This window comes from uncultured Pseudoteredinibacter sp. (assembly GCF_947500695.1).
In the GTDB taxonomy this organism is placed as follows: domain Bacteria; phylum Pseudomonadota; class Gammaproteobacteria; order Pseudomonadales; family Cellvibrionaceae; genus Pseudoteredinibacter.
Window position 1 is genome coordinate 179,458 of the sequence record NZ_CANMSS010000008.1, and the last position, 25,055, is coordinate 204,512.

Annotated in this window: 23 protein-coding genes and 1 tRNA gene; 8 read left to right on the top strand and 16 right to left on the bottom strand. The window is 46.1% G+C overall.

Annotated features, from left to right (window positions below; translation table 11 throughout):
* Positions 1–229 precede the first annotated feature (229 nt).
* The 3 genes from fliS (at position 230) to Q1A08_RS15110 (ending at position 3,443) form a co-directional block, all read left to right on the top strand.
* Positions 230–613: a flagellar export chaperone FliS gene (gene fliS / locus Q1A08_RS15100; RefSeq protein ID WP_299774373.1), complete on the top strand. Its 384-nt coding sequence runs from the start codon at positions 230–232 to the stop codon at positions 611–613.
* A gap of 73 nt (positions 614–686) precedes the next feature.
* Positions 687–1,028, top strand: a complete 342-nt coding sequence (locus tag Q1A08_RS15105) for a hypothetical protein (protein ID WP_299774375.1) — start codon at positions 687–689, stop codon at positions 1,026–1,028.
* Between the two features lie 318 nt (positions 1,029–1,346).
* On the top strand, positions 1,347–3,443 hold the full coding sequence (locus tag Q1A08_RS15110; protein WP_299774377.1) for a methyltransferase domain-containing protein: 2,097 nt from the start codon (positions 1,347–1,349) through the stop codon (positions 3,441–3,443).
* Between the two features lie 172 nt (positions 3,444–3,615).
* On the opposite strand, the gene flgL is transcribed toward Q1A08_RS15110, so the two are convergent.
* The 13 genes from flgL to Q1A08_RS15175 all read right to left on the bottom strand — a co-directional run bounded on the left by flgL (position 3,616) and on the right by Q1A08_RS15175 (position 19,422).
* The gene (gene flgL, locus Q1A08_RS15115) at positions 3,616–4,869 is read right to left on the bottom strand and encodes a flagellar hook-associated protein FlgL (RefSeq protein WP_299774379.1); all 1,254 of its coding nucleotides are present in this window, start codon (positions 4,867–4,869) and stop codon (positions 3,616–3,618) included.
* An 18-nt stretch (positions 4,870–4,887) separates the two neighbouring features.
* Entirely contained in the window at positions 4,888–7,953 is a 3,066-nt protein-coding gene (gene flgK, locus Q1A08_RS15120; protein WP_299774381.1) for a flagellar hook-associated protein FlgK, read from the bottom strand.
* A gap of 24 nt (positions 7,954–7,977) precedes the next feature.
* The gene (gene flgJ / locus Q1A08_RS15125; RefSeq protein WP_299774383.1) at positions 7,978–9,030 is read right to left on the bottom strand and encodes a flagellar assembly peptidoglycan hydrolase FlgJ; all 1,053 of its coding nucleotides are present in this window, start codon (positions 9,028–9,030) and stop codon (positions 7,978–7,980) included.
* Entirely contained in the window at positions 9,030–10,133 is a 1,104-nt protein-coding gene (locus Q1A08_RS15130) for a flagellar basal body P-ring protein FlgI (RefSeq protein WP_299774523.1), read from the bottom strand. Before Q1A08_RS15130 ends, flgJ begins: the two co-directional genes overlap by 1 nt.
* A 14-nt stretch (positions 10,134–10,147) precedes the next feature.
* The gene (gene flgH, locus Q1A08_RS15135; RefSeq protein WP_299774385.1) at positions 10,148–10,861 is read right to left on the bottom strand and encodes a flagellar basal body L-ring protein FlgH; all 714 of its coding nucleotides are present in this window, start codon (positions 10,859–10,861) and stop codon (positions 10,148–10,150) included.
* Positions 10,862–10,881: 20 nt separating this feature from the next.
* Entirely contained in the window at positions 10,882–11,667 is a 786-nt protein-coding gene (flgG, locus tag Q1A08_RS15140) for a flagellar basal-body rod protein FlgG (RefSeq protein WP_299774387.1), read from the bottom strand.
* Positions 11,668–11,722: 55 nt separating this feature from the next.
* Positions 11,723–12,478: a flagellar basal body rod protein FlgF gene (locus tag Q1A08_RS15145; protein ID WP_299774389.1), complete on the bottom strand. Its 756-nt coding sequence runs from the start codon at positions 12,476–12,478 to the stop codon at positions 11,723–11,725.
* 282 nt (positions 12,479–12,760) lie between these two features.
* Entirely contained in the window at positions 12,761–15,211 is a 2,451-nt protein-coding gene (locus tag Q1A08_RS15150) for a flagellar hook-basal body complex protein (protein WP_299774391.1), read from the bottom strand.
* A 164-nt stretch (positions 15,212–15,375) separates the two neighbouring features.
* Positions 15,376–16,113, bottom strand: a complete 738-nt coding sequence (locus Q1A08_RS15155; RefSeq protein WP_299774393.1) for a flagellar hook assembly protein FlgD — start codon at positions 16,111–16,113, stop codon at positions 15,376–15,378.
* Between the two features lie 32 nt (positions 16,114–16,145).
* Positions 16,146–16,586 carry a flagellar basal body rod protein FlgC gene (gene flgC / locus Q1A08_RS15160; protein WP_299774395.1) on the bottom strand — a complete coding sequence of 147 codons (441 nt, stop codon included), beginning with the start codon at positions 16,584–16,586 and terminating at the stop codon, positions 16,146–16,148.
* 11 nt (positions 16,587–16,597) lie between these two features.
* On the bottom strand, positions 16,598–17,002 hold the full coding sequence (gene flgB, locus Q1A08_RS15165; protein ID WP_299774397.1) for a flagellar basal body rod protein FlgB: 405 nt from the start codon (positions 17,000–17,002) through the stop codon (positions 16,598–16,600).
* A 544-nt stretch (positions 17,003–17,546) separates the two neighbouring features.
* On the bottom strand, positions 17,547–18,392 hold the full coding sequence (locus Q1A08_RS15170) for a protein-glutamate O-methyltransferase CheR (protein ID WP_299774398.1): 846 nt from the start codon (positions 18,390–18,392) through the stop codon (positions 17,547–17,549).
* Between the two features lie 88 nt (positions 18,393–18,480).
* Positions 18,481–19,422, bottom strand: coding sequence for a chemotaxis protein (locus Q1A08_RS15175; protein WP_299774399.1), 942 nt, complete (start codon positions 19,420–19,422; stop codon positions 18,481–18,483).
* 224 nt (positions 19,423–19,646) lie between these two features.
* Here Q1A08_RS15175 and flgA point away from each other — a divergent pair, with 224 nt between their 5' ends.
* The 3 genes from flgA to Q1A08_RS15190 all read left to right on the top strand — a co-directional run bounded on the left by flgA (position 19,647) and on the right by Q1A08_RS15190 (position 21,496).
* Positions 19,647–20,357, top strand: coding sequence for a flagellar basal body P-ring formation chaperone FlgA (gene flgA, locus Q1A08_RS15180; RefSeq protein ID WP_299774400.1), 711 nt, complete (start codon positions 19,647–19,649; stop codon positions 20,355–20,357).
* A gap of 184 nt (positions 20,358–20,541) precedes the next feature.
* Complete coding sequence (gene flgM, locus Q1A08_RS15185) at positions 20,542–20,862, top strand: flagellar biosynthesis anti-sigma factor FlgM (RefSeq protein WP_299774401.1); 321 nt, start codon at positions 20,542–20,544, stop codon at positions 20,860–20,862.
* 115 nt (positions 20,863–20,977) lie between these two features.
* Positions 20,978–21,496 carry a flagellar protein FlgN gene (locus Q1A08_RS15190; RefSeq protein WP_299774402.1) on the top strand — a complete coding sequence of 173 codons (519 nt, stop codon included), beginning with the start codon at positions 20,978–20,980 and terminating at the stop codon, positions 21,494–21,496.
* A gap of 104 nt (positions 21,497–21,600) precedes the next feature.
* On the opposite strand, the gene Q1A08_RS15195 is transcribed toward Q1A08_RS15190, so the two are convergent.
* From Q1A08_RS15195 to arsS, 3 genes are read right to left on the bottom strand one after another with little or no spacing between them, the layout of a single operon-like run.
* A complete protein-coding gene (locus Q1A08_RS15195; protein WP_299774403.1) occupies positions 21,601–22,260 on the bottom strand; it encodes a TIGR04282 family arsenosugar biosynthesis glycosyltransferase in 660 nt (219 codons plus the stop codon).
* Complete coding sequence (locus Q1A08_RS15200; RefSeq protein ID WP_299774404.1) at positions 22,261–23,043, bottom strand: TIGR04283 family arsenosugar biosynthesis glycosyltransferase; 783 nt, start codon at positions 23,041–23,043, stop codon at positions 22,261–22,263.
* Positions 23,040–24,020: an arsenosugar biosynthesis radical SAM (seleno)protein ArsS gene (arsS, locus tag Q1A08_RS15205; protein ID WP_299774405.1), complete on the bottom strand. Its 981-nt coding sequence runs from the start codon at positions 24,018–24,020 to the stop codon at positions 23,040–23,042. The genes Q1A08_RS15200 and arsS overlap by 4 nt, the downstream gene beginning before the upstream one ends.
* 166 nt (positions 24,021–24,186) lie before the next feature.
* Here arsS and Q1A08_RS15210 point away from each other — a divergent pair.
* Positions 24,187–24,261 (top strand) — tRNA-Arg (locus Q1A08_RS15210).
* Between the two features lie 56 nt (positions 24,262–24,317).
* Positions 24,318–25,040 (top strand): 16S rRNA (uracil(1498)-N(3))-methyltransferase, encoded by a 723-nt coding sequence (locus Q1A08_RS15215; protein WP_299774406.1) that lies wholly within the window; start codon positions 24,318–24,320, stop codon positions 25,038–25,040.
* The last annotated feature ends 15 nt before the right edge of the window (positions 25,041–25,055 follow it).

Below are 25,055 nucleotides of genomic sequence, written 5' to 3' on the forward strand. Positions count from 1 at the left end.
AAGAAAGGTGAAAAAAGAGGCGTAACACTCAAACTAGCTGCCAACAAAAAATGGCCGATGAACGGCAAGGCACTACCGCCCAGAAAGAGAATTTAAGCGAAAACTTGCCGCTCGACCAGTGGTTAAACTTTTTCTCACTTTTTGTTAAAGCCACCCCGCCTACGGCCGTAAACCTAAATATAAGACACAGGTGCGATGTCACATCGTTAAAAACAAAATGGGGTAATTTATGTTTTACGGCTCAGGTTCTGCAGCAGCGCAATATCAGCGAAACAACAGCTATAGCGCATTGGATGCATCGCCACATAAATTGATCAGCTTATTAATGGGCGGCGCACTTGATCGTCTAGCTAAGGCCAAGGGTCACGCAGAACGCGGCGAACACGAGCAGCGCAGCCGCTTTATTGGTAAAGCGACCGAAATGATTGATTGCTTGCGTGAATCTTTAGATCACAAACATAGCCCTGAAATGACCCGCGATTTAGAGCAGCTGTACGACTATATGACATTTCGCTTGTTCAGCGCGAATGCCGAAAACAACCCTGTGATGATCGACGAAGTGTATAGCTTGCTACATGGCATCTATACCGCCTGGCAAGAAATTGATAGCTAAGTTTGGCCTGCAATTTGCTATATCGCTAATTGCCTGAATAACATCTGCGCTGCAGGTGGAAAAGGACAGCACCGTGAAACAGAATTTAGGGCAAAACGCCCCAGCACACAAAGATAGGACTTTTATGAGCGCTATTCGCAATTTGCGCCTGGCCATTATCGATGCCGCGCAAGAAGAAAGCTGGAATCAATTACTGGATATCGATCAGCAGTTGAGAACCATCCTGGATGGCGGACAGATAGCGGGCCAAGGCGCTGCTACTGAACAAGATATCCTAGAGCTTGGCCGCATCCTGGAATGCTACCAATCAGTTATAGAAGATCTAAAGCAGAGGCAAGAAGATTTAAGCAAACAAGCCGATGCACTGAACAAAGCCAAGCGTGGCGCTATTAGCTATCTAAGCGTTGCTAAATAAGCGTCGCTAAATATCCATACAGGATAAATCGTAAAGATTTTAAACAGACTACTCCCCCAATTGCCAATGGCAATTTTTTGCCGCAGCCTAGCCTGCGGCTTTCTTTTGCCATTTCCTCCAGCCTCCCAGCACCGATAAAAAATCAGCATAAGCCATTGTTTTTATTGAAATTATAATCACCAACCAAAAACATCGAACAAAAACAAAGTAATTGGCAAATATTTTGCTTATTCCCTAACAATGAATTGTGCCCTGGCATTACTGTTAAAAATTTGGCAGCAAGTTAGGTACATTTAAAGAACAATGGGAAGCTAGATTGTGACACAAGCAGCGATAAAGCAGACATCTCCTAGGGACTTTAGCGAGCAGCACCAGCAGCTCAATTTAAGCGCTGGGCAGTGGAAAATCCTAAATAAGTTGCTGAAGAAATCTTCAGACTGCTACGGCAAAAGCCTTGCACCAGGAATTTCACAGCAGGAAGTCGCCGAGTTACGTCAGCGATGCCGTGAGTACTGCAAAAATATTCTGCATATTTACCCACAATGTGCTGATGCCCTCGCCCTATTATCACGTATCGCTCTAGATTGTAATGAATTGGGTAAAGCCAAAAAGCTTATTCGTCAAGCCTTGCAACACGCCCCTGAGGCCAGCGTTTGCTGGTTTAGCTTGGGCCACATCTATTTAGCCGAAGACGAACACCAAAAAGCCCGTGAATGTTTTCAGCGGACTGTAAAACTAGAGCCCAGCCACTTTCGCGCGAAGGCAGCCTATGCCTATAGCTGCTTTCACCAGGGTGAAATTGTCAGTGCTTTTAATATTTATAAAAAGCTGATTCATCAAAACCCAGATGACGCCCACGTTAAAAGCAATCTTTTCGCCTGCTTAAAGCAGTTAACCGCCGATGCGGACACCGAAGATCTGGACGAGCAGCTGCGCTTCTATCTAAATTTAGAGGATGTCGATCACAGCGACCTTTCTCGCTTAATCGCGTCCCTACTGATTCATCGCTATCAACTAAATAACGCCGACAGCCAAGTGGATATCGCCGGCCTTTGCGTAGATGAACTCTATTTAAAAGCGCTAAGAGTTGTTATTTTTAGTAGCGATTTAATCGAGGACTTAAACAGCTCGGTTAGGCAGCATCTGCTATTTGCAAGACGCTGCAGCCTAGATGAATTAAACCTAAAAATTTGCCTCGCCATTCAAGCCTATAACAATGAACATGTCATGGCTTACGATGATAGCGAGCGGATGATTCTTGAAAGTCGTATTCAACAATCTGAACTCATACTGCAAAGTAGCGAAGTCGGACAAGCTGAACAGCTTGCCTTATTGGATAACTGGGTTAGTTTAATGATGTACGAGCCCAGCGCAAACTTTCCAAGCCTTTATACCGGCGCTTTGTTAAATAACCTTATCGATACTGCCAGCAGTATCAATACCGGCGGTGAGCTATTGGCTAACTTGGGGCAGTTATTGAAACTGTGCTTTAGCGACGTCGAGAAAAAAGTTGATATTGAAAGCCTCGGCATAATCAGTGACAGCGTATCTTGCAAAGTAAAAGCTCAGTATGAGGAGAACCCTTACCCTCGTTGGTTAGCTTTACCCTATCAGACACCCACTGAATATCAGCATGCGCTTGATATCTCCTTGCCCGATCATGGCTTTATGCCCAATCAACAAGACAAGAACCTAAAAGTACTAGTAGCTGGCTGCGGTACAGGCAAACATGCCTTGCAATGCGCGCGCTATTTTCGCAACACCCAAGTTACTGCAATTGATATCAGTCACGCTAGCCTGGCCTATGCCAAGAAAAAAGCTGAGCAGTACCAGTTAAACAATATCGTCTTTTTGCAAGCCGACATCCTTGAGCTTGCCAACCTTGAGGCGCGCTTTGATATCATCGAATGTAGCGGCGTATTGCATCATATGAATTCCCCACTTGAAGGTGCTCAAAGGTTGAAGCGCCTACTTAAGCCTGGAGGCCTAATGAAAATTGGGCTCTACAGTGAACGTGCTCGCGAGGAAGTTATCCGCTGTCGCAAGATGATTGCCGAACAAGCTTTAGAAAGCCGACCAAAAGATATGCGCGAGCTTCGTCGCCAAATCTTAGAGCGCCCAGATCAGTGGCCAGCCGTGTTGGCCTCACCGGATTTTTACAGCCTTAGTGGTTGTCGTGATCTCTTGTTTCATGAGCAAGAACACCGCTTCACCCCCTTAGAACTAGAGGCCTTTTGTGAAGATCTTGATATGGATTTCCTAGGTTTTGTTCGAGTGCCTGCTAAACATCACCAGGCCTACAAGACCACCTACCCCTGTGATGAGCTAATGCGTAATCTAAGTTATTGGGATGCCTATGAAAAAAGAAACCCACAAACCTTCGGAGCCATGTATCAATTTTATGTTCGTAACTAGCAGTTACGTCGGTTAGGAACCTAATACAGAGCAATCTGCAGTCTGTACCATTACATTTCCGCAGTAGGAATAGATATTCTTGGAAATTTTAGCCGCTAGCTTGAGCGGCTTTTTTATGCCTGGAGGTTTTACAGAGCCCGAGCAATTAAGCCCGGGCAAGAGAGCTATACAACTAACGAAGGTTATTGAATAAAGAAAGGCCTGCTATTTTTACATAGCTTTGCTGAGCTGCTTGAAGGACAAAGGATTCAAAGGATAATTGACTGCTGGCCTCAGCAAAATCCAAATCTCGAATATTGGATAATAGCTCTGTACTGACAATTTTAAGATCTTCATGAAGTTTTCGGGTGCTGTCCATGGTATTAAGACGCGCACCAATTTCGGCGCGAGTTTCTAGTACGCTATCCTCCGCTGCCTTCAAATTGGTAATGGAGTCTTCGATCAACTGGGTATAAGCCTTTTTGTCTTCTTCACTATCCCCTAGAGTTTCCAAGCCATAAATCAATCGACTAACGCTGGTTAACAAGCCCTGGTTTTCGGAAGACTCAATTAAGAAGGTATCGCCGGTATTCGGGTTGCCCTCAATCTGTACCTGCACACCATTAATTTCGATTGGCTTGCCTGAAATATAGGGCAGGTTTTCTTGTAACACGCGACCATCAGACTTAGAGATAATATTAAAATTAGCTTGTGCCGGTAAGCCTACCAAAGTGCGCTCATCTGGGTTTTGAAACTCAATGATAATGTCTTCTGGGTAGAACTCATCATAAGCTTCTTGATCAACCACCAAGCCTACAGATACTGTAGCCGGAGGCACTGCGGTATTGCTATCACTAGCGAGAGTGGTAAAGGTATTCTGTGCACTTTTGATATCCACAAAAATATCTTTACCGGAATCACTGGCAGGAATACTCACCGTATTGGATATTTTAATAAAGCGCTGACCTTCATCACCTTCAAATACGAAGTTGCGATTACCCGTATCGACAAAGGGCTCAGCCTGGCCTTTATAACCTGCAAATAGATACTCACCAGAGGTATCTTTGGTGTTCATCAAATTTTGTAATTCATCCAAGCGCTGGCGCAGCTCTGCTGCAATTGCTTCTTTATCCGAGGGGATCAAAGCACCATTACCCGCTTGGGTGGTCAACTCTCGAATACGAATCAAGGTATCGTTAACCGTTTTAAGGGTAGATTCTTCTAGTTTGGCTCTATTTTCCAGTAGGTTAATATCTTTTACATATTGATCTCTAGAAGCCAGCTCTTGCTCTAAATCGAGAATTTTGGCGGCATTAACTGGGTCATCCGAAGGCTGCAGGATTCGAGTACCCGCCGAGATCTGACTCTGGGTCTTACCTACCTGCCCGGTCAAATCAACAATTCGATTAACGCTGGTAGTAAAAGTTTGTATTGATGAAATTCTCATGAGTTAAATCCCGGAATACTAGAATATTCCCAGTAAGGTATCGAAAATTTGTCTAGAGACGCTTATCACCTGGGAGGACGCGTTATAAATCTGTTCAAACTTGATAAGGTTTGCCGCCTCTTCATCCAAGTTAACCGCAGAAATACTATTACGCTGCGCTACCGATTGCTCATAAACGACCTTGGCCGCATCACGATTACTTTTTGCTTCGAAGGTTTCCGTCGCGACTTTTTCAACGATCTGTGAGTAAGCTTTTTGAAAACTAGCTTGACCGCCAACAGTCTGCTCACTCATTAGATTGATAAGCGCTTGAGCATTGCGGTTATCTGAATGGCCATCGGTATTAAAATCGACGGTAAATTCGTCGCCCTTGTCTGGGTTGCCACTGATAGTCAAGCCATAACCCATAAAGGCAGATTGCGCCGTACTATTCTGACCAAAGAAGTTACCTTGCGATGCGGCATCACTGCTTAAGCTATAACCATCCTCCATGGTTACCGATACCTCACCAGCAAAGGTTAATGCTTGTACATTGCCACCACCGACACCATTAACTTCTATAATATCATCCGGGCGAAGTGTACCCTGCCCAACCGCTGCGGCCATACCCAGAGGATCGGCACCCAATGGCCCTGTAACACGCAACTGAGTGGACATGTCGTTATCGACAGTATCAAAACGAATCGTGCCGTCGGCATTTTGAGCAACAACAACTTTACCAGCTTCACCAAAGGCTTTATCAACCTGAGTCTGCACATGCTGCAGTAGTAGCTCGGTATCACTAAAACTGCCCTCTAGCTCCACTGTTCTAGGGTTGCTTGCGCCACCTGGCCCATCGAATAGATCTAAATTAAAACTGTTTGGGCCACCGGCGTTAAAGTTAATTGGGTTATTTACATCCACTGTACCTAATGCCGAAGCAGGCTTATTTCCCTTGAACTCAACGCTATCGCCACCACCACCTTCGACCTGGAATTTAAGATCAACACCTTGATTGGAGTAAATTTTTACACTATTGCCATCGCTGACCGCACGTATACCTTGGGCTTGTAGATTGCCATCCGCATTGATGGCATCCGCCAAGTAGTCATTCGTCATTGGAGACGGTAAGTCACCCAATAAATTAGGCTGAGATAAGGTAAGCTGTTTGCCATTCAAGTAGAGCTCAAAATCTGTTCCGGTACCGTTGTCTTTAACATTAAGCTCGGCATAGCTAGATGCGGTTGCACTCACTCCGTTGGCTTCACTCAATAATGCCGCCGCGGCTTGTGCTGATTGCCCTTGGGGAATAACTAAATTTTGAGTTTCTATCTTGCCATTATCCAAGGGTCTAGAAATGGTTATCACTTCTTCGACAATGGCATTACTTGCCTCGGTGCCAATGGGTCCGCTTTGGATTTCCGTTGATAAAGGGGTACGGCCCGCATTAAAGCCGTCACTGATCATAAAGGTTTGACCAGTATTCCCTGGCAATATCTCGTTACTGATGCCTGGGGTAAAAGGCAGGTTCTCTAATGGTGGAACCAAGCTGACAGGGTTTGATGGATCAGTGTTGTCTAAGACATCATAAGATGTCTCTGAAGTAAAACGAATAATCAGTGGCGGTGCCAATTCACCGGCTTTTTGAAAGCTTGGCAAAAGCTCACCGGTTTTGGAATCTACCGCTGATACCACATTACCTTTTGAGATACTGCCGTTGCCGGTATTTCCCGAAGATGTACCTGTCACAATAGGCTGCGCAAAGGCTAAACCATCGGCTTGGATGCCTGTAAGGCTGATATTGGCCGCGCCATTATGAGTGGGCTTAATTAGAAACTGGTCACCAGCACTAAAGTTGCCGCTCTCTAATTTAATATTGAAACCATCCATCTCAATGGTCTGAGGAAACACACCATCGAGACCACCCGTCTTAACCACATTGCCGCTGCTATCCAATACTTCAAAAACGCTGGGGGCTCCACCCGATAAGCGCATCTGAAAATTACCGGATGAAAGTTTACTGGTATCCGTAATCTCGACACTTATTACGCGATCATTGGGAGATTGATTGCCACTGTGGTAAGCCACCCGCTCCAAGGTGGACTCACGGTCATTAATGTCGCGAAATAGCTCAGCGCCATAGTGACCTTCCAAGTCTAAACCACCAGACTGTATACGGTTCATGGTATCGGCAATGGTGATTGCCATTTGACCTAGCTCACTGATCGCTGGATCTAGAAAATTTTGACGATACTCAAGCAAGCCACCCATTTTACCGCCAGTGACATCTTTGGTAATGGTCTTTAAGGTGCCTCCATCTTGAATAGCGATATCGTAGCGAGAAGGATCTTCTTCACCTTGGATAGCCATCACTTCATAAGTGGTAGAACCCACCACCAAACTCTGCCCATTGCCAAAAAAGATATTGGCGTTACCATTACCTTCATTAACTACCGATACATTGACCAAACTGGATAGTTCTCGTAAGAGCTCATCACGTTGATCAAATAGACTATTGGGCGCTTGTATATTGCTGTTGCCCGTAGATTCAACAATCTGCTGGTTTAAGCTGCCGATCGCATTGGCCAAGATATTGATTTGCTGTGTGGTGCTTTCCAGCTCATCATTAATACCGTCAGCGATATCATTCATGGTTTTATCAAGCGTATTAAAACGCTCTGCCAAGATACGGCTTTGCGCCAATACCGATTCACGTGCCGGCAAAGAAGCAGGATCATCGGACGCCGTTGCTACAGCGGCAGTAAAGCTATTTAAAACACCCGACATGCCGCTAGATTCATTGGCGAGAAGATTATCTAGATGAGAAAGCTTGGTGGAATATTCTTCTAGCTGACTAAAAGCCGAACCACTGGTTCGCACTTGCTCGATAACGAATTGATTAACAACCCTTTCAATATCAACCGCTTTAGCACCAGTACCAATAAAGCCTGCCGAAGTGGAAAAGCTATCTTGCGTGACAACATCGACACGCTGACGGCTATAACCCGGTGTATTGGCATTGGTAATATTATTACCGGTGGTATTTAATTGGTTTTGACTTACTTGTAAGCCAGTGCGTCCAATATTTAAGAGGCTGTTTGTCATAATCGGTGCCCATCAAGACTGCTATTAATCCAGCAGCTTGAATTCCTGACGTTGCAAAATTTGCTGGATCTTTTCAGCATATTTAGGATCGGTAGCATAGCCCGCATTTTGTAGCTGCTGAGCAAAAGCCCCAGCATCACTGCCCTGTGCCAACGCACCCTGATAACGTTCGTTATTTTTCAGCAAGCGAGCATAATCGCTGAAGCTTTCTTGAATACTCTCGTATTTACGAAACTCGGCCTGCTCAGTTACCGGCTTACCATCGCGATACTCCAAGGTACCCACTTGCACACTGGGTTCACCTTTTCGGGCTTTAATGTTGAATAGATTGAAACTACTTTTGCCTTCGGAATCTTGAATAATATGCTGCCCCCAACCGGTCTCAAGGGCCGCCTGAGCAATGATGCCCTTGGCTTCGACTCCAAGATAATTAGCAATGCGTTTCGCGGCCGGTGCCAGTTGCTCGATAAAATCTTGAATGCTGCTGGCGATCGATTGAGTCGACACACCATTTTGTAACTCACGCGCTTTATTGGCACCGGCTTCAAAAAAGGCACGGCGAGCATCAGCCGCTTCGGCCATCTTCACTCGCATCGTATCAAGATCAATACCCTCAAACGCTGAACTACTGGTGATTGCCTGCCAGTTAATCTTACCTTCGGCAGCTGAGTTGCGATTGAGCATGGTATTGGCAACTTCTGCCTTCGAATTTTCGCCTGCGGCTTCTGCTTTAGCGAAGTTGTACTGGCGATTCATCTGATTGAAAAAGGCATCGGCCAAACCTAGGCCTCGACCACTGCTCAAGGTCAAGCTCATTTGATCATCGAGCATACCTTGATACATTGAGGTTTCATTGCTGTTTAGAAAGTTGTCTTTACCAAATACTTCATTGGTTTGGCGCATGGTTTTTAACATGGTTTGAATAAACATGGCCTCAAACTGCTGGGCTACCTTACGCAAAGATTCTGGATCTTTATCCCGCCCTGCCTGCTTAATACTATTTAAGGAGTTAAGATCATTATAATTAACCCCAGCGTTGACCAAACTTGGGCGCGACAAGGTATCTAGATTATTCATTAGATCACCACCAATTCTGCTTTTAGGGCACCGGATTGTTTCAAGGCTTCTAAAATTGCCATTAAATCACCAGGGGCTGCGCCGACTTTATTAACTGCACGAACGATATCCTCCAAAGAAGGACCAGGAGCAAACTTAAACATTGGGTTATCTTCTTGCTCAATAGCTACCTGACTATCAGGAACTACAGCTGTAGTACCCGCCGCCAAGCCATTGGGCTGACTAACTTCGACACTTTCTGAAACAGTGACCGTTAAGTTGCCGTGAGTTACCGCAACTGGATCTACTTTTACGTGTTTGCCCACCACGATGGTGCCAGTGCGTGAATTAATAATCACCTTGGCCGCCTCTTCACCTGGGGTGACTTCGAGATTTTCCAACATCGATAAATAGCTAACACGTTGAGATGGGTTTATCGGAGCATCCACCTCTACCGAGGTGGAATCCATTGGGCGCGCCACACCTGGGCCCAATGTGGTGTTAATAACATCGGCTACACGTTTAGCAGTAGTAAAGTCCGAGCGTTTTAAATGGAACACCAAAGGCTGACCATTATTGAAGTTGCTTGGCACTTCCCTTTCAACAATGGCGCCGCCTGGGATACGACCAGCAACTGGAACATTAACGGTAATGCGAGATCCATCGGCACCCTCTGCGCCGAAACCACCGACAACTAGGTTGCCCTGTGCCAAAGCGTAAATATTGCCGTCAACACCTTTTAGAGGGGCCATTAACAAGCTGCCGCCACGAAGGCTGTTAGCATTTCCTAGAGAAGAAACGGTGACATCAATGGTTTGCCCCGCTTTAGAAAATGGAGGTAGCTCAGCGTGAATGGCGACGGCCGCAACATTCTTCAAGGTCACACGCTCACCTTCCGGTACAGTGACACCAAACTGTTTCATCATGCTGAGGAATGACTGCGTAGTAAAAGGCGTTTGGTTGGTTTGATCACCCGTTCCATCAAGGCCAACCACCAAACCATAACCAACTAGCTGATTGCTACGCACGCCCGCTACCGAGGCCAGATCTTTAATACGATCTGCAAAGCTCAAGCTTGAGCTAAGTAATAAAATTAATGCTAGGCCAATATGCTTCATAAACATCATTTCCACTGCCTTTAAAAGGGCCAGTATTCGCTGTTAAAGAATCGAGACAACCAGCCCATTCTGGAAGAATTCGCAACCGCACCTTCGCCACTATAAGTAATGCGTGCATTTGCCAGCTTGGTAGAAGCAACGGTGTTGTTCGGCGCGATATCATCAGGGCGTAAAATACCGCTGATACGAATATATTCATCGCCTTGATTAAGAGTCATCCACTTTTCGCCGCGCACCAATAAATTGCCATTACTTTGTACGCCCGAAACCGTTACGGTGATGCTGCCATCTAGGCTATTGTTTTGCTCCGCATCACCATTACCACTAAAGTTACGCTTACCAATCAGATCGGTTAATAAACTGAGATTTGCTGCCGAGACATTACTACCCAAGATGGTGCCCACACCACCCTGCGCCTCTTGGATATCGATAGTGTTTTCCTTTTTGGTCACCAAGCTGGATGATTTAGTAGAGGTTGTACGCTCAGAAAGGATAATTTCAATAATGTCGCCAACACGATGGGCTTTCCGATCGCTATACAGCGCCAAGCCGACACCTTCACGATACAAAGAGCCAGAAGTAGGTGTTGGTAGAGGCGCTGGCACATCATGAGCAGGCGCGAAGGCAGCCGCACCCGGTTGCGCAGGCGGCTGAATGACACAGGCTGCCAATGAGCCGCACAATAAGGCCGCAGCGCTGAAGCGGAGAACTTTATTTATATTGAGCAATTTCATTGGCTTAACCATTATTCAAATTAAATATTTTGAGAAACAAACTGCAGCATTTGATCAGCGGTAGATACCACCTTTGAGTTCATTTCATAGACACGTTGTGTAGTAATCATATTGACCATTTCCTCAACAATATCGACATTGGAATTTTCCAATGCACCTTGTTGCAAAGAGCCCATACCATTTTGACCAGGAATTGAATTAATCGGATCACCACTGGCGGCTGTTTGGTAATACATATTGCTACCAATCGCCTGTAAGCCCGCCGGGTTAACAAAATCTACAAGCTGAATATTACCCAGCTGCTGACCGGTAACCTGGCCATCGGTATAAGCGGTAACCACACCATCGGTACCAATCGTTACTCGGTTAGTGCCTTCTGGAATGGTAATCGCAGGCTCTAGTAGTAAGCCGTTTACATCAGTGATTTGACCATCACGGTTGAGGCTAAACTGGCCGTTACGGGTATAGGCAATATCTCCGCTTGGCTGAACAATCTGAAAGAAGCCGCGACCATTGATGGCAACATCTAAGGTTTGATCTGTTACTTGCATACTACCCACAGTAAACTCTTTGCTGGTACCCGCAACGCGCACACCGGCACCTAATTGCAAACCGGATGGTAGCTGGGTATCTACCGTAGACTGACCACCTGGCTGGCGCTGGATCTGGTACATCAGATCTTCGAACACCGCGCGATCACGCTTGAAGCCGACGGTTGATGCATTTGATAAGTTATTCGAAATAGTGGTTAGCTGCTTATCTTGTGCAGCCAAACCGGTTTTACTGACATAAAGTGCTGCGTGCATATCGTTACCTATTTCCTATTGCCTATTAGCTAAAGGCAATGCCGTACAAATTTACTTATGAGCTCTGCAATAAACGTGCAGAAGCTTCCGAGTTCTCTTTTACCGTCTTCATCATTTTCACCTGCACTTCATACTGTCTAGCGAGGCTCAATAGATCGGTAAACTCTTCTACAGGGTTTACATTGCTCGCCTCGATGTAACCTGATTGCAAACGTAGATTTACGTCCGCATCTCGTGTCGCTCCCTCAAGGCCGCCATCACGTAGGCGAACTAAACCGTCTTCAAACTTTTCCAGCTCTTGATGATCTATGCTGACCATCTTAATGCGATCGATTTGAACTGGCTGATCAACGCCCTGTCCTAACAAGACAGCTGAAATAGTGCCATCAGAAGCGATCTCAATTTTTTCTGCCGGTGGAATCGCAATAAAACCACCATCACCCAATACAGGATGGCCTGAGCTGTTGCGCAAAATGCCGTTAATATCAATACTAAGCGCTCCATCGCGACTGTAGGCCTCGGTGCCGTCCGGCGCAGTGATGGCAAAGAAACCTTCGCCATTCATCGCGATATCTAATTCGCGGCCGGTATAGTCAATGGGGCCTGGACGAAAATCGGTGCCTGGGTTTTCGGTGAGCGAAAACACACGACTGGGGTGACCTTCGCCGTAATAAACAGCCATGCTGCGAGCTTGGGTAAAGTCAGCGCGAAAACCTTGGGTATTGGCATTAGCCAAGTTATTGGCGTGATTACTCTGTGCCAACATATTATTCTTGGCGCCGGTCATGGCCGTAAAAAGGGCTCTATCCATTGCTATATCTCTGCTCTAGGGCATTTCTCGAAATCTTTGGCCGGCAAATAAAAGCGTCACACAATCGACACTATCGCCGCATTTTTTCATTCAAGAAGTTAATTGCAATATGGATGCCAGAATTAATCACGCTGGGGAAAGCGCAAAAAACTCTATAAAATTCAAATAGATAAGAAGCTGATTTGCGAATAAGCCCAAATTAGGTCGCTGAGGAGAATGAAGCTCAAGAAAAAAGAAAACACAGCGGCAAAGCCCCTAGGCAAAGCTTTGCCGCCGCTACCTTTAACGTAGATTGATAATGGTCTGGGTTGTTTGGTTAGCCGTTTCAATGGTTTTAGCATTTGCCTGATAATTACGCTGAGCAATAATCAAATCCACCAACTCGGTCGACAAGTCCACATTTGAATCTTCTAGCGCTGAGGCTTTAATCGAGCCGAGCCCACCACTTTTCGGGGAGGCGATACTAGGCACGCCAGAATCAAAACTCTCTGCCCACATGGTATTGCCCTGTGGCTGCAAGCCTTGGTTATTAGTAAAGTTAGCCATTGCAACCTGCCCTAAGGCCTCTGATTCTTGGTTGCTGAACTGGGCAAAGATAATACCCTCATCACTGATCGTTACACCGGTTAAACGACCTGTGGCAAAACCATCCTGGTCAACAGATTTCACGGTGAATTTGTCACCAAACTGGCTGGACTCACCCATATCAATAGTGAAGTTAGAGGTGGTCGAAGGCTTTGGCACTGGCGCTACCCCGCCCTCTAATACCGGCAAAGGCTTCAACGTGCCGAGCTCCTGACCCTGCGCGTCCAAGGGAGTCCAGTTGGAAATCAAAACGTCATCTGACAAGGCTGAGTTAAAATCACCATTCTCTTTAAAATGCAGATCAAATTCCGCACGGGTCGCCAGTTGATTATCTGGTGCCGCTAGAGAAGTATCTGGGTCACCAACGTCTTTACCGTCGATAGTGACGACCATTTTCCAATGGTTTGGCGAGCTGCCCGCCACTGCTGGGTCGTAGTCCTGCTTAATAAAGTACTGGTTCATGGTGTGGGCATTGCCCAAGCTGTCAAAAACTTTAACCGCTGTTGTATGGTTATAGCTATCCGGGTCATTAGGATCGAAGGGGTTAAGTACTACCTCTTCAAAACTATTGGCGTTGAATGGCTGAAACAAGCCCAATGCTGGCGGATTTAAATTATCGACGGAATAACCATCTTCCAATTGGATGTCGATATTACCGCCTACAACAATTGAATTGCCCGCCGCATTGGTTGCTGTTGCGATGGCCAGACCACCAGCAGAATCAATTTCTAAAATTTGCTCTGGCGCATCTTCGTTACCAATGACCTGAATTGATGTCTCATCGTCACCCGCTGTTAAGGCGAATTTTAAATCGTGTCCGATGCTGGATTTAATCACTAGGTCGCCAGCATCCATCTCAGCTGAAATACCGGAAAGTGTGGTATCGCTAAGATTATTAATCTGGGTCGCTAAACCCTCAAGGTCATCAGCATTTAGCGCAACGCCATTTAGCTCCAGCACCATATTGCCATTGGGGTTATTAAAGTTTGTTGCCGTAATTTTAGCCTCTGTTGACGCCTTTGCCGTTACTCCGGCCAAAGCATTCAATTCTGCTGAGGTCGCCGCGGCGGTCGCGCCCTGGGTACTTTGATACGTGATTGTGCTGCCATCCGGGCCAGTTACATCAATGGACTGTGCTGGGTAGCCATTGTTTACTGCCGGCGTACCGGAGTTATCCGTTAGCGGCAAGGTTAAACCAAGCTGGCCAACATTGCCGTTACCATTATCAATAGTAACCTGCGAGGGGTCACCGTCTCGTAGCGCTCTAAACTCGATATGGAAGTTACCGCCCCCGTCATTAACAGCTACCGCTTGTACATCAATAGCGGTTTGCGGCAAATCGGGAGAAGAGATCTGAGCATTAATGACATTCACCAAGGTGCGAACATCATTGTAATTGTTAACGTTGTTAGGCAAACCTGTCGCGGAGTTTAGATTGATACTCACAGTACCGTTATTACCGGAATCGGCATTCGCTAAAGTGATATCGAAAGTTACATTATCAGTAGAGAAATCAAAACCAGCGCCAGGAAAAGCAGTGCTCGCGCCATCAGCCTGGGTTCGAGTCGGGTTACTAATGCCTACCTGGGTAACTGCTACCGAGTTACCATCAGTAGAGAATTTTTTACCAATTCGCTCTAGTACTGGCTCATTTGCATCAAGGTTAACAGAGGAATCTACAGAGCTGGTTTGCTGTGGTTGTTGCAAACTCGCATCGATCTGTAAATCACCCAAAATACCGTTGGGCTTGCCGGTTTCATCAACGTCAAAACCCTGCAATTTTGCACCGGTATTACTGATAATATAACCTTCATTATCCAGTCCGAAGGTGCCAGCGCGAGTATATAGCTGCTCACCGCCTTGATTGATCACAAAGAAGCCGTCACCACTGATCGCCATATCCAACACGTTAGAAGTTTCGTTAATACTGCCCTGGTTAAATTGCTGAGCGGCTGCCTGCAAACCCACACCAGAACCAGGACGATTCAGAGCCGAACCGAAAAGCTGATTGGAGTAAACATCCCCGAATTCTGCACGGGAGTTCTTAAAGCCAACGGTACTGGCATTGGCAATATTATTACCAGTGATAGACAAATCAGAGTTTGCCGCACGAATACCACTTAAACCTATATTGAAAGACGATGACATAATCTACTCCTGATTTTAAGTAGAGATTTCACTCTACTCGCCGCGGGACATTTTTTGCCGCTGCGGCAAATTTTCACTAAAAATTTCTATATCTACTGCGATACACGATTACTGCTTTAGGTGCTTAATACATTCACTTAATACAATTCAATAATCGTGCCCAATTAATAATTAAATTGCTCTACTTGATCGAAACCAACGGAACCCATTCCTTTCAGATTTAAAGTCAGCTGACTATTTGCACCCATAGTGACACTGCTAACTTGTGCACTTAAAGAGGTATCAAATTGCTCACTATTGCCACCGCTGCTGCCGGCAACTCTAAAGCTGTACTCACCTGGATTTACAGTTTCGTTTTCCGACTGCCAATCCAATAACTGACCATTAAGTTCCAACTGTTTGCCATCCCAACGGAAATTGTGTTCGCCCGCTGGCAAGCTACCCAATGGAATTTGATCAACCGTTGCGCCTGCTTCATTACTAACAGTAAGAAAAACATCACTCGCCGCGTTTTGCATTTTGACCACACCCGATACAACACCATTAGGCGGCAACTGAGTTTCACTGGCCGGTACCGTGACATAACGGCCCACCAATGAAGACGCTTGCAAGGCTTGATTCGATTGAAAGTTAGATTGAAAAGTATCAAAGCTGGTATTTAAGTTATCCAAAGATTCAACACTACTAAACTGAGCTAGCTGGGCCACAAACTCGCCATTTTCAGTAGGGTTTAGTGGGCTTTGGTTTTTCAACTGGGCAACCATCAACTCTAAGAAGGCATCTTTGCCCAACTCATTATCAGCCTCTTTTGTGCCGCCAGACTGAGTCGCCTGAGTCCCATTACCCTGAATCAAGCCGCTGAGATAAGGATTGTCTTGAATACTGCTATTCACCGTACTCATGTTAATTTCCTGCTATAAAACTTAGAGTTAATTTACTGACCGAGGGTTAGAACGCGTTGAACCATTTGCTTAGCTGAATTCATCACTTCGACATTGACCTGAAACGAACGCGAAGCTGAAATCATATTACTCATCTCCTCAACGACATTAACGTTGGGGTAATACACATAACCTTCCTCATCAGATTCAGGATGATGAGGCTCATAACGGCGCTGTAACGGGGCATCACTTTCCACAACACCTAGCACCTGTACACCCGCCGCTGCCGGTAAACCATCGTCTAAGGTGTCAAAATCTACGTTCATGGCATCGCGATGAGCCGCAGCAAATACTGGATGACGACCGCGATAAACCTCATCAATACTCGAGCTTGCTGACTGCGCATTGGCAAGGTTACTGGCGGTAGTGTTTAAGCGAACGCTTTGGGCGTTCATGCCAGAACCAGAAATATTAAATACATTATTCAGAGACATGATACTTCCCCTTACTCGCCGCGAATGGCCGTCATCAGGCCTTTAAATTTGCTGTTTAAAAAAGTGAAGCTGCTCTGGAAGGCCAAGGAGTTTTCCATGTATTTGGCGTGCTCCACATGCGCCTCGACGGTATTTCCATCCACCGATGGCGCCAATGGATTACGATACATAAGCTCTTCTTCACTGAATAAAGTCGCACCACCTGGTCGATGGCCATCATTGCTCACATTCATTTCTAGGCCACGATTTTGTAGTTGCTGTTGATTTTGCAGCATCGATTGGAAGTCAAGATCTCTGGCCTTGTAGTTAGGGGTATCAGCATTGGCTAGGTTTTCAGCAATGACTTCTGCTCGCTGAGCGCGAATGCGAAGGGCCGAATCATGAATTCCTAAGGCGTTCTGAAAACTAATAGCCACGTTGAATCTCCTGCTTAACAATTTGCCTAATGGGCGTTTGCATTAGACAAAGCAAGAGCTGGGCCAAAACAAATAGAAACTTGTTAAGCCATTGTTTTTATGGGACTTTATTGAAATTTGCGTATTTGTACGGACGAGAGGGTAAAGGAATGAGAGCGCCCAAGAAAGGAAAGCGGCAAGGCATTGCCTCTATTGCTTGCGCAACCTGGCCGTCAGCTTTACTTAAGAAAGCAAAACTGGCGGCATAGGGCACCTCTGAATAATGCAGATTAGCTCAGGCTTCACGTCAATGTCGTAATCGAGGCGCTTCTTTGAAGGCAGGCTGGTCGCCTGTCGAAAAGGAGCAACGAAGAGTACGAGATTGACGTGAAGCCCCAAAGGGCGGACCCTGAAGTGCTCATCTACGTTGTTACGCTCCTTGCCAAGGGCTACGGCCATTGCCGGCGAAGCGCGCCTAGTAGCTAAGCGCTTCAGGGCTCCGCTGAGCAAAACCTGCATTATTCAGAGGTGCCCTGGATGTTAAAGAGATAGCTTGATTCGCCTATTAGGCCGATAGTGGCTTAGCGACATAACAGATACCAGGACGGCAATTTACCATTTCATAGTAATCTTCTACCCCACTGATGCCTTCTGAAGCCCCCAAAAACAAAGTGCCTGAAGGGTTCAGGCAGGCATGTAGCCGGCGCAAAATATCTTGCTTCAAGTCCTGATCGAAATAGATCAATACATTTCGGCAAAAGATAATATCGAATTTACCCATGCCACCGTAACTGCTCATTAAATTAAGGGTTTGAAAGCTGACCCGGCGGCGGATATCACTGTTTACCTGCCAAGAATCTTCACCGAGCTGAGTAAAGTAGCGATCTTTGTATATTGGATTCAATCCCCGCGCCATCGCTAAGCCGTCGTACTTAGCGCTTGCCGCCTGATCTAACATTGAGGGTGATATATCACTGGCGACAATCTCCACCGGCAACTGCAATGCCGGAGTTTCTTCAACCGTCATACTGATCGAATAGGCTTCTTGTCCTGAGGATGCGGCCGCCGACCATACCCGAATACGTCCACGAGAGGCCATCTTGCGGGCTTGAATTTCTAGCAGCAAGCTATCTTTAAGCAGTTCAAATGGATAACTGTCGCGCAACCAATAGGTTTCATTAGTGGTCATCGCATCAACCACTTCAAGCCTAAGCTGTGGCGACAAACTTGCGCGACTGATCAACTCCGATAGGCTCGATAGCTTATTGTGCTCGAGAATCTGTTTGACTCTCGTCTGCACTAAATACTGTTTATTTTCGGCAAGATGAATACCGCACTCGGTTTTCAGAAACTGCCTGAACCGCTCAAACTCGATCGCTTCTTCTGGTGCTATTGCCAATGCTACTTCCATCCCTATAAACCCTATGACTGCCGGCATCTAAGGCCATGCTTGCAGAGCCCCATCGTTAATGTAGGGCTCTGTATAGTAAGAGCTATGATCAAGCCTCTTCTATAACGCCTCCGCGAGCTATCACCTGTGTACTAATCCACTTGGCCAACTCATTAGGTTCGAACTTAGCCAAAAATTGGTTAGCGCCAGATTTCTTTACCAACTCTTCGTTTAAAACACCACCCAAAGAGCTGTGTAAAAGAATTGGGATTTCACTGTATCGCTCATCCCCTTTGGCTCGAGTGGCAAAGGTGTAACCATCCATGCCTGGCATTTCAATATCACAAACCACCGCATAGATTTCTGAATTAAGGTTGTGCCCTTCTGCAGATTGCTTATTGAGATAATCCAAAGCATCTTGGCCATTGATCGCCTGAACAGAATCAATATTCATTTTATCGGCCACCCGCTTGATCTGTTTACGCGCTACCGCCGAATCATCAATGATTAGAAGCTTGCGTTCATGGGCTTCATGCATCACTTCATCCGGTACAACATCTTCCTCGATTTCCTCATCGACGGGGTTAACCTCATCAAGGACTTTCTCTACATCCATGATCTCGACAAGCTTTTCATCTATCTTGGCCACTGCAGTCAAATAGTTGTCTTCACCAACCCCAGCAGGCGCTTTTGATAAATCACTCCACTGCAGAGTCACAATACGATCCACGGAGTAAACCAAGAAGCCCTGGATCGATCGACTGTATTCTGTAACGATCAAAAAACGATCATCATAATCAGTGATTTCACCCATACCAGCGGCTTTGGCTAAATCAATAACCGGAATGGTTTGCCCACGAATATGGGCACAGCCAGGGACACTTTCATCACTGTTAGGGATGCTGCTGAGAGCTGGGCAAGGTAAAACCTCTTTTACCTTAAAAACATTAATGCCATACAGCTGATCACCTGTTAGCTTAAACAGCAGTACCTCAATAGTATTACCAACCGCACTGATTGCTTCTTTATAAGCTGCATTTGATCTTGTCATTTTGGATTCCTTCGGAAACTGTAAACCTGGTACCGGATTAATTCTCGCCTCTCAGCTGCCAATATTTTGGGCACGCTTATTGCTTAATCTTCAACAAGCTGTCCCAAAGGGCAAAAGTGTCAATTTTTCAGCGCTTAACCTTGCGTGGCTGTGATACAGCGATTAGCAAAGTTAGCGGCGATCAAAAGCAACACTTTAATGTAAATATTCAATAGGGCTTCGACATGGCACAGAAACCACTTTTTAGATCCGCGCTACTGTGCGCAGGCCTTTTGTTTTCCTGTGCATCTACAGCCCAGTCTGAATACAACACACTATTGCAGCAACAAACCAAGCTCTACTTGGAATCCCAATACGCCAACCTTTTGGATCAAGGCTATGAACGTGTCGACGTGCGAGTAAACCAGGTAGACCGACGCCTGCGCTTAACGCCTTGCGAAAGCCCAATAAAGTTTGAACAAAACAACCCTAGCAAGCTGCGCAATCAAACCAGCGTCAGGCTCAGCTGCGCCTCACCCAAACCTTGGGCGATATTTATAAGTGCACGTATTTCAGCTTATGCCAAAATCCTCGTGGCTGCGCAGCCATTGGTCAGAGGGCAAATCATAGAAAAGGCTGATATTTCTTGGCAGAGCCAAAGCGTGAGCCCCAATCAGACGCTATTACAAGAAGAGCAGTTGATTGGCCAACAAATGAAGCGCTCCCTCCCTCAAGGGGAAGCATTAAGAGAGACTTATGTGACAGCACCGAAAGTGATCCGCCGTGGGGATAGCCTGATCTTGGCAGCACGTTTGGGCAGCGCCAGCGTCAGCACCTCCGCCACAGCTATGGCCGATGGTAAAGTTGGACAACATATCCGAGTGAGAAATAACCGTTCAGAACAGATAGTAAAGGCACGAGTCGTGGCCGCGGGTCGAGTGGAGGTTGTACTATAAGCTGCTTAATACGCCTAGCGAAAAGCGGCGTTCCAATAAAAAGTAAAAAAAGTTAAAAAAATACTAAAGATTACTTTTGAGCAGCCGACAACAAGGGTAAGGAAAACTCTCAGTAGAGCAACTGAGCCCTTTATACAACATCGAAACGAGCGAAAAACACGATATTTATCAGAGGCTTACGATTATGGTCATCAATACAAACAACGGCTTTAACAATGCCAATCAGACCAATACAACACGCGAACGCAATGGCGTAGACAGCAATGCCAAAGCTCCAAGCAGCAGCGCCAAAGAAGGTACCACAGCGGCTAACATGGGCGACAAGGTTATGTTGAGCTCAGAGGCAAAATCATTTGGCAAGCTATCTGCAGCCGTCGCCCAAGCGCCCGAAGTGGACAGTGAAAAGGTAGCCAATATCAAGAAGGCGATCGCTGAAGGAAACTTTGAAGTAAACCCAGAGCGCATTGCAGCCAAAATGCTGCAACAAGAAGATTTATTCAGCTAAAGCCAGAATAAGCAGCTCGTGTTTACTCGTTAAATTCTGAGCCGGTCTCGCTCGGCCGGCCAGAGATAAAGGACTGGTGCAAGCAGCACACATAATTGCTCTACAGGAGAGACAGATGTCACAACTACAAGCCCAACATAGCCAAGGCCAACAGAACCGCAGCGCCTCTTCTATGGCTATTGCTGATTTGGTGGATCAAGATCTAACCAGCAGCCTCGCCCTGCTTCACCTACTGGAAAAAGAACAGGAAGCCTTGCAGGAACGTGACCATGAATACCTTCGAGAGCTGCTTGAAGAAAAAACCGCTCTTCTGAATACGCTCGACTCAGGTTCTCTACAGCGTGCGGAAATTTTGAAAGAACTGCAGCAACCCAATGACCAGTTTGCTTGGGAAAGCTTGATTGACGCCATGGGAGACGATGATTTAAAAGATCACTGGCAATCACTCAAGGATACCATTGCACAATGCCAGCAACTCAATGAAATCAACGGCAAAATCATAGCCCGCAGCCAACAGACGGTACGCAGCTTAATGCAATTGATTCGTGGTGAGGATGGCAAGCAGGGTTTATATAACGCTAGCGGCACAACTAATCGCTCTGGCCTTATAAATAACGCCGCTATTCAGGCTTAGATTTATCTAGGGCCCTCTTTAGGACCCTGCGAATTCTAGCTTTTTCTATTTAATTCTCGCCTTAGCTCAGCCTTATCTTTTTATCAGTGTTTAAAGGCTGAGTTCTAATACCAGGCTGCTGCCTCAGCCACATCATCAAGCAAAATCAAATCTTCTGGCCGGTCAATATCATTTAAGCGGTTTAAAATGCTATAGCTCACCTTTTGATTTTGCAATTCAGCTAGGGTCTTCTCAAATAAATGACTTTGACTCCATGGCATATTATCAAAAACAACACTTAACACTGCGCTGCTAGCCAAACCAATCAAAACGTAACCGCCATCAAAAGCTGGGCCCACAACAACTTCGCTAGATGACTCGAGCTGTTCAAAAGCATCTTCAATATAGCTCGGATCAATAAATGGGCAGTCACTGCCAACAATAACAACACTCTTATTAGATGCCAATCCTAATTCTGCGGCCAGCTTCATTCGCGCCCCTAGATCACCCTCACCTTGGGTGGCGCATTGAAGTGCTTGTTGAATATCAAGCTCAGATAAAACTTTTTCTCGGTCACGCTGCGGATCAAAGCTTCTACCAGCCAAGCAAAGTTGAGATTGCCAGCGCTGCGGCTGATACAGACGACCCGCACAAAATCTCAATAAATTACTATGAAGTGCTTTGCTTTGTTGCACGTTTAGATGAGGCTGCATTCTTGTTTTAACCTGACCCAACTCTGGCCATTTGGCAAACTGAATAAGCAACCTTTGGTTTTGTTTGGACACTCAAGAGGCCTCAGCTGTTGCTTGTTGAATAATAGACTCCAAAGACTGATAACTTGGTGCTGCATACACATCAAAGTTAACATTTGGATAATATCGCTTCGCAAGTGAGTTGGGGCTGACCCCACAGCGATATAGAAATCGAAACCACCACATCATCACTATGGTTTTAAGGATGCCATTCTTTTGCCAACGACGGCTCGAGGTTTCTACCTTAGTAGATAAACGAACGCCGCGAGCTTGGTGCTTTAAACGATCACACAATGCCACATCTTCCATCAATGGAATATCTTGATAGCCGCCAAGATCTAAGAATTGCTTCTTAGACAGACAAAATACCTGATCGCCAGTGACGTTGGCAGTAATCCGTGAACGCCAGTTTATTGAAGAGGCAATCCAAGTGTAGGGAAACTTTTTAGAGCTCAACTTCAAGGTAAAATAGGACCACTTGCCCATTGCTGCAAGTTCACTCATTTTATTTATCGGGGGTGGAGCAGAAAGTTGGGAATCAAGATGCAAGAACATTAACAGTTCGCTTCGAGCCAGCTCTGCACCAGCATTCATTTGCCTAGCCCGCCCTGGGCTACCCACAACACAGTGATCCCACAAATTTCGATGCTGCCACAATAAAGCCTGACTACCGTCATTACTGCCACCATCGACCAAGATTAATTCTGCGCCTAACTCCCTTAAGCACTGGAAGCCCAGTAAAGCACTGTGAAGATTTTGGCTTTCATTGTAGATCGGTATGATGACCGATAAGCAAGGTGGGCACTTGGGCGTCACAGCGCACCACTGCAACTGCTGCCCTGCCCGGCAGTACAACCATAACAATGCTCGGCCACTTGAATCGGCCAACCATTTAATGACTGCTCGAGCAACTCTCGAATATGCAGACGCTGATCACTAACAATCAAATCCTTTGACGATAATGTAGTCGACATTGGCATATCCAACATCTGGTTAAAATCGCAGTCATACATAAAGCCCTGCCAATCAACACTGACTAATTGACGACACATCACCGCGGCTAAATTTTCCGAACTGAAGTTATCTTTTAACAATTGCAGATAATTTTCAAATTCACCTTTAGCGTGCAACACGGCACCAAAGCGGCTAATTGGCATATTGGTAATGGTCAAAAGGTGATCAAAGCTAATGCCATAGTTTTCCGCCAACTCACGCTTATAGTCCGCTTCCAAGCTTGCTTGCGGCGGCGGCAAAAACGCACCACCTGGATTGTAGACAAGGTTTAAGCTTAAATCTGTGCCCTGACCGTAGCCCAGCTTATTGAGCTTCTGCAGCGCCTCTATGGATTCCTCGAATACGCCCTTGCCTCGCTGGGCGTCAACGTTTTGCTCGGAATAGCAAGGCAAAGAAGCACAGATTTCCACTTCATTATCAGCAAGAAATTGAGCTAAATCTTCGTAGCCCGGCTCTTGCAAAATGGTCAGATTACAGCGATCGATAATCTTAACACCCAAAGCTCTAGCCTCGATTACCAGTCGCTTGAACTCAGGGTTCATTTCTGGAGCGCCACCTGTAAGGTCTAAGCACTCGATGCCACCACCTTTGAGCAATTCGATGACAATATCAATCGTGCCGCTATCCATTAATTCGGTTCGTTTAGGCCCAGCGTTTACGTGGCAATGGGTACAGCTCAAATTGCATAAATACCCCAGGTTAAGCTGAAGAATGCTCAAGCGGCCACGCTTTAAGCTTGGAAAATCACTGGGGTATAACAAATCACGGGAATCTTTCAAGGCAAGCCTCTTATCAATCTATAGTCATTTTGATGACCGCAGGCACTTTGGGGTTATGTTTTTATAAAACTGACGTCTGCTTATAACAGTCAGTGTACTCCAGCTGAGCGGGAATTCCTCACAGAGATTTCAAAATTGCCGCGCTATTGATAGAATAGCCAGCTTCGCCCCCGTAGTTAAATGGATATAATAGGGTCCTCCTAAGACTTAGTTGTTGGTTCGATTCCAGCCGGGGGCGCCAGTTTTCGGTCCGACCCAAGCACATCTGCACTTGACCTTAGCCATAGCCTTAAGCAAATGAACCTTGCCATTTTCCAAACTGAAAATATTTTATCGCAAACCGGTGACTGCATCAGAGTTTGCCTAAAAGAACGCCAGCACGAGCATATCGTTAAGATTCAAAAACTGGGGCCTGGGCAAGAAATACAACTTGGCCTACTGGATGGCAAGATTGGCCGCGGTCTTATTGTCGAGCAAGATCAAAGCAGCACAATTATTGAAGTGTCCCTGTGCCAGGCACCGCCAGCCCCTAACCCTATCAAGCTGATTATGGCCTTGCCACGCCCACTTATGTTAAAGCGGGTTTTACAAAGTGCCGTGAGCATGGGGGTTAAAGAAATCCACCTTATTCACAGCAATAAAGTTGAAAAAAGCTACTGGCAATCCCCTCAAATTAGTGACGAGGAAATATTTCAACACGCCCTTCTGGGATTGGAGCAAGGGGTTGATACGGCACTCCCAGAAATCAGCAAGCATCAGCGCTTTAGGCCTTTTGTAGAGGATCTATTACCTGGGTTGATTCAAAACCATAGAGCCTATGTTGCCCACCCCAGTGCCCATGCACAAGCAGCCAAAGCCAGCGAAGAAGATTGTTATTTAGCAGTTGGCCCGGAAGGTGGCTTTACCGATTACGAGGTAGAAAAACTTGAGCAGGCAGGCATGCAAACCTTATCCCTTGGCCCTAGAATCTTACGGGTCGAAACAGCAGTTCCTGTGTTACTGGCTAAGCTGGCCGACTAAATAACAGTGAGTCAC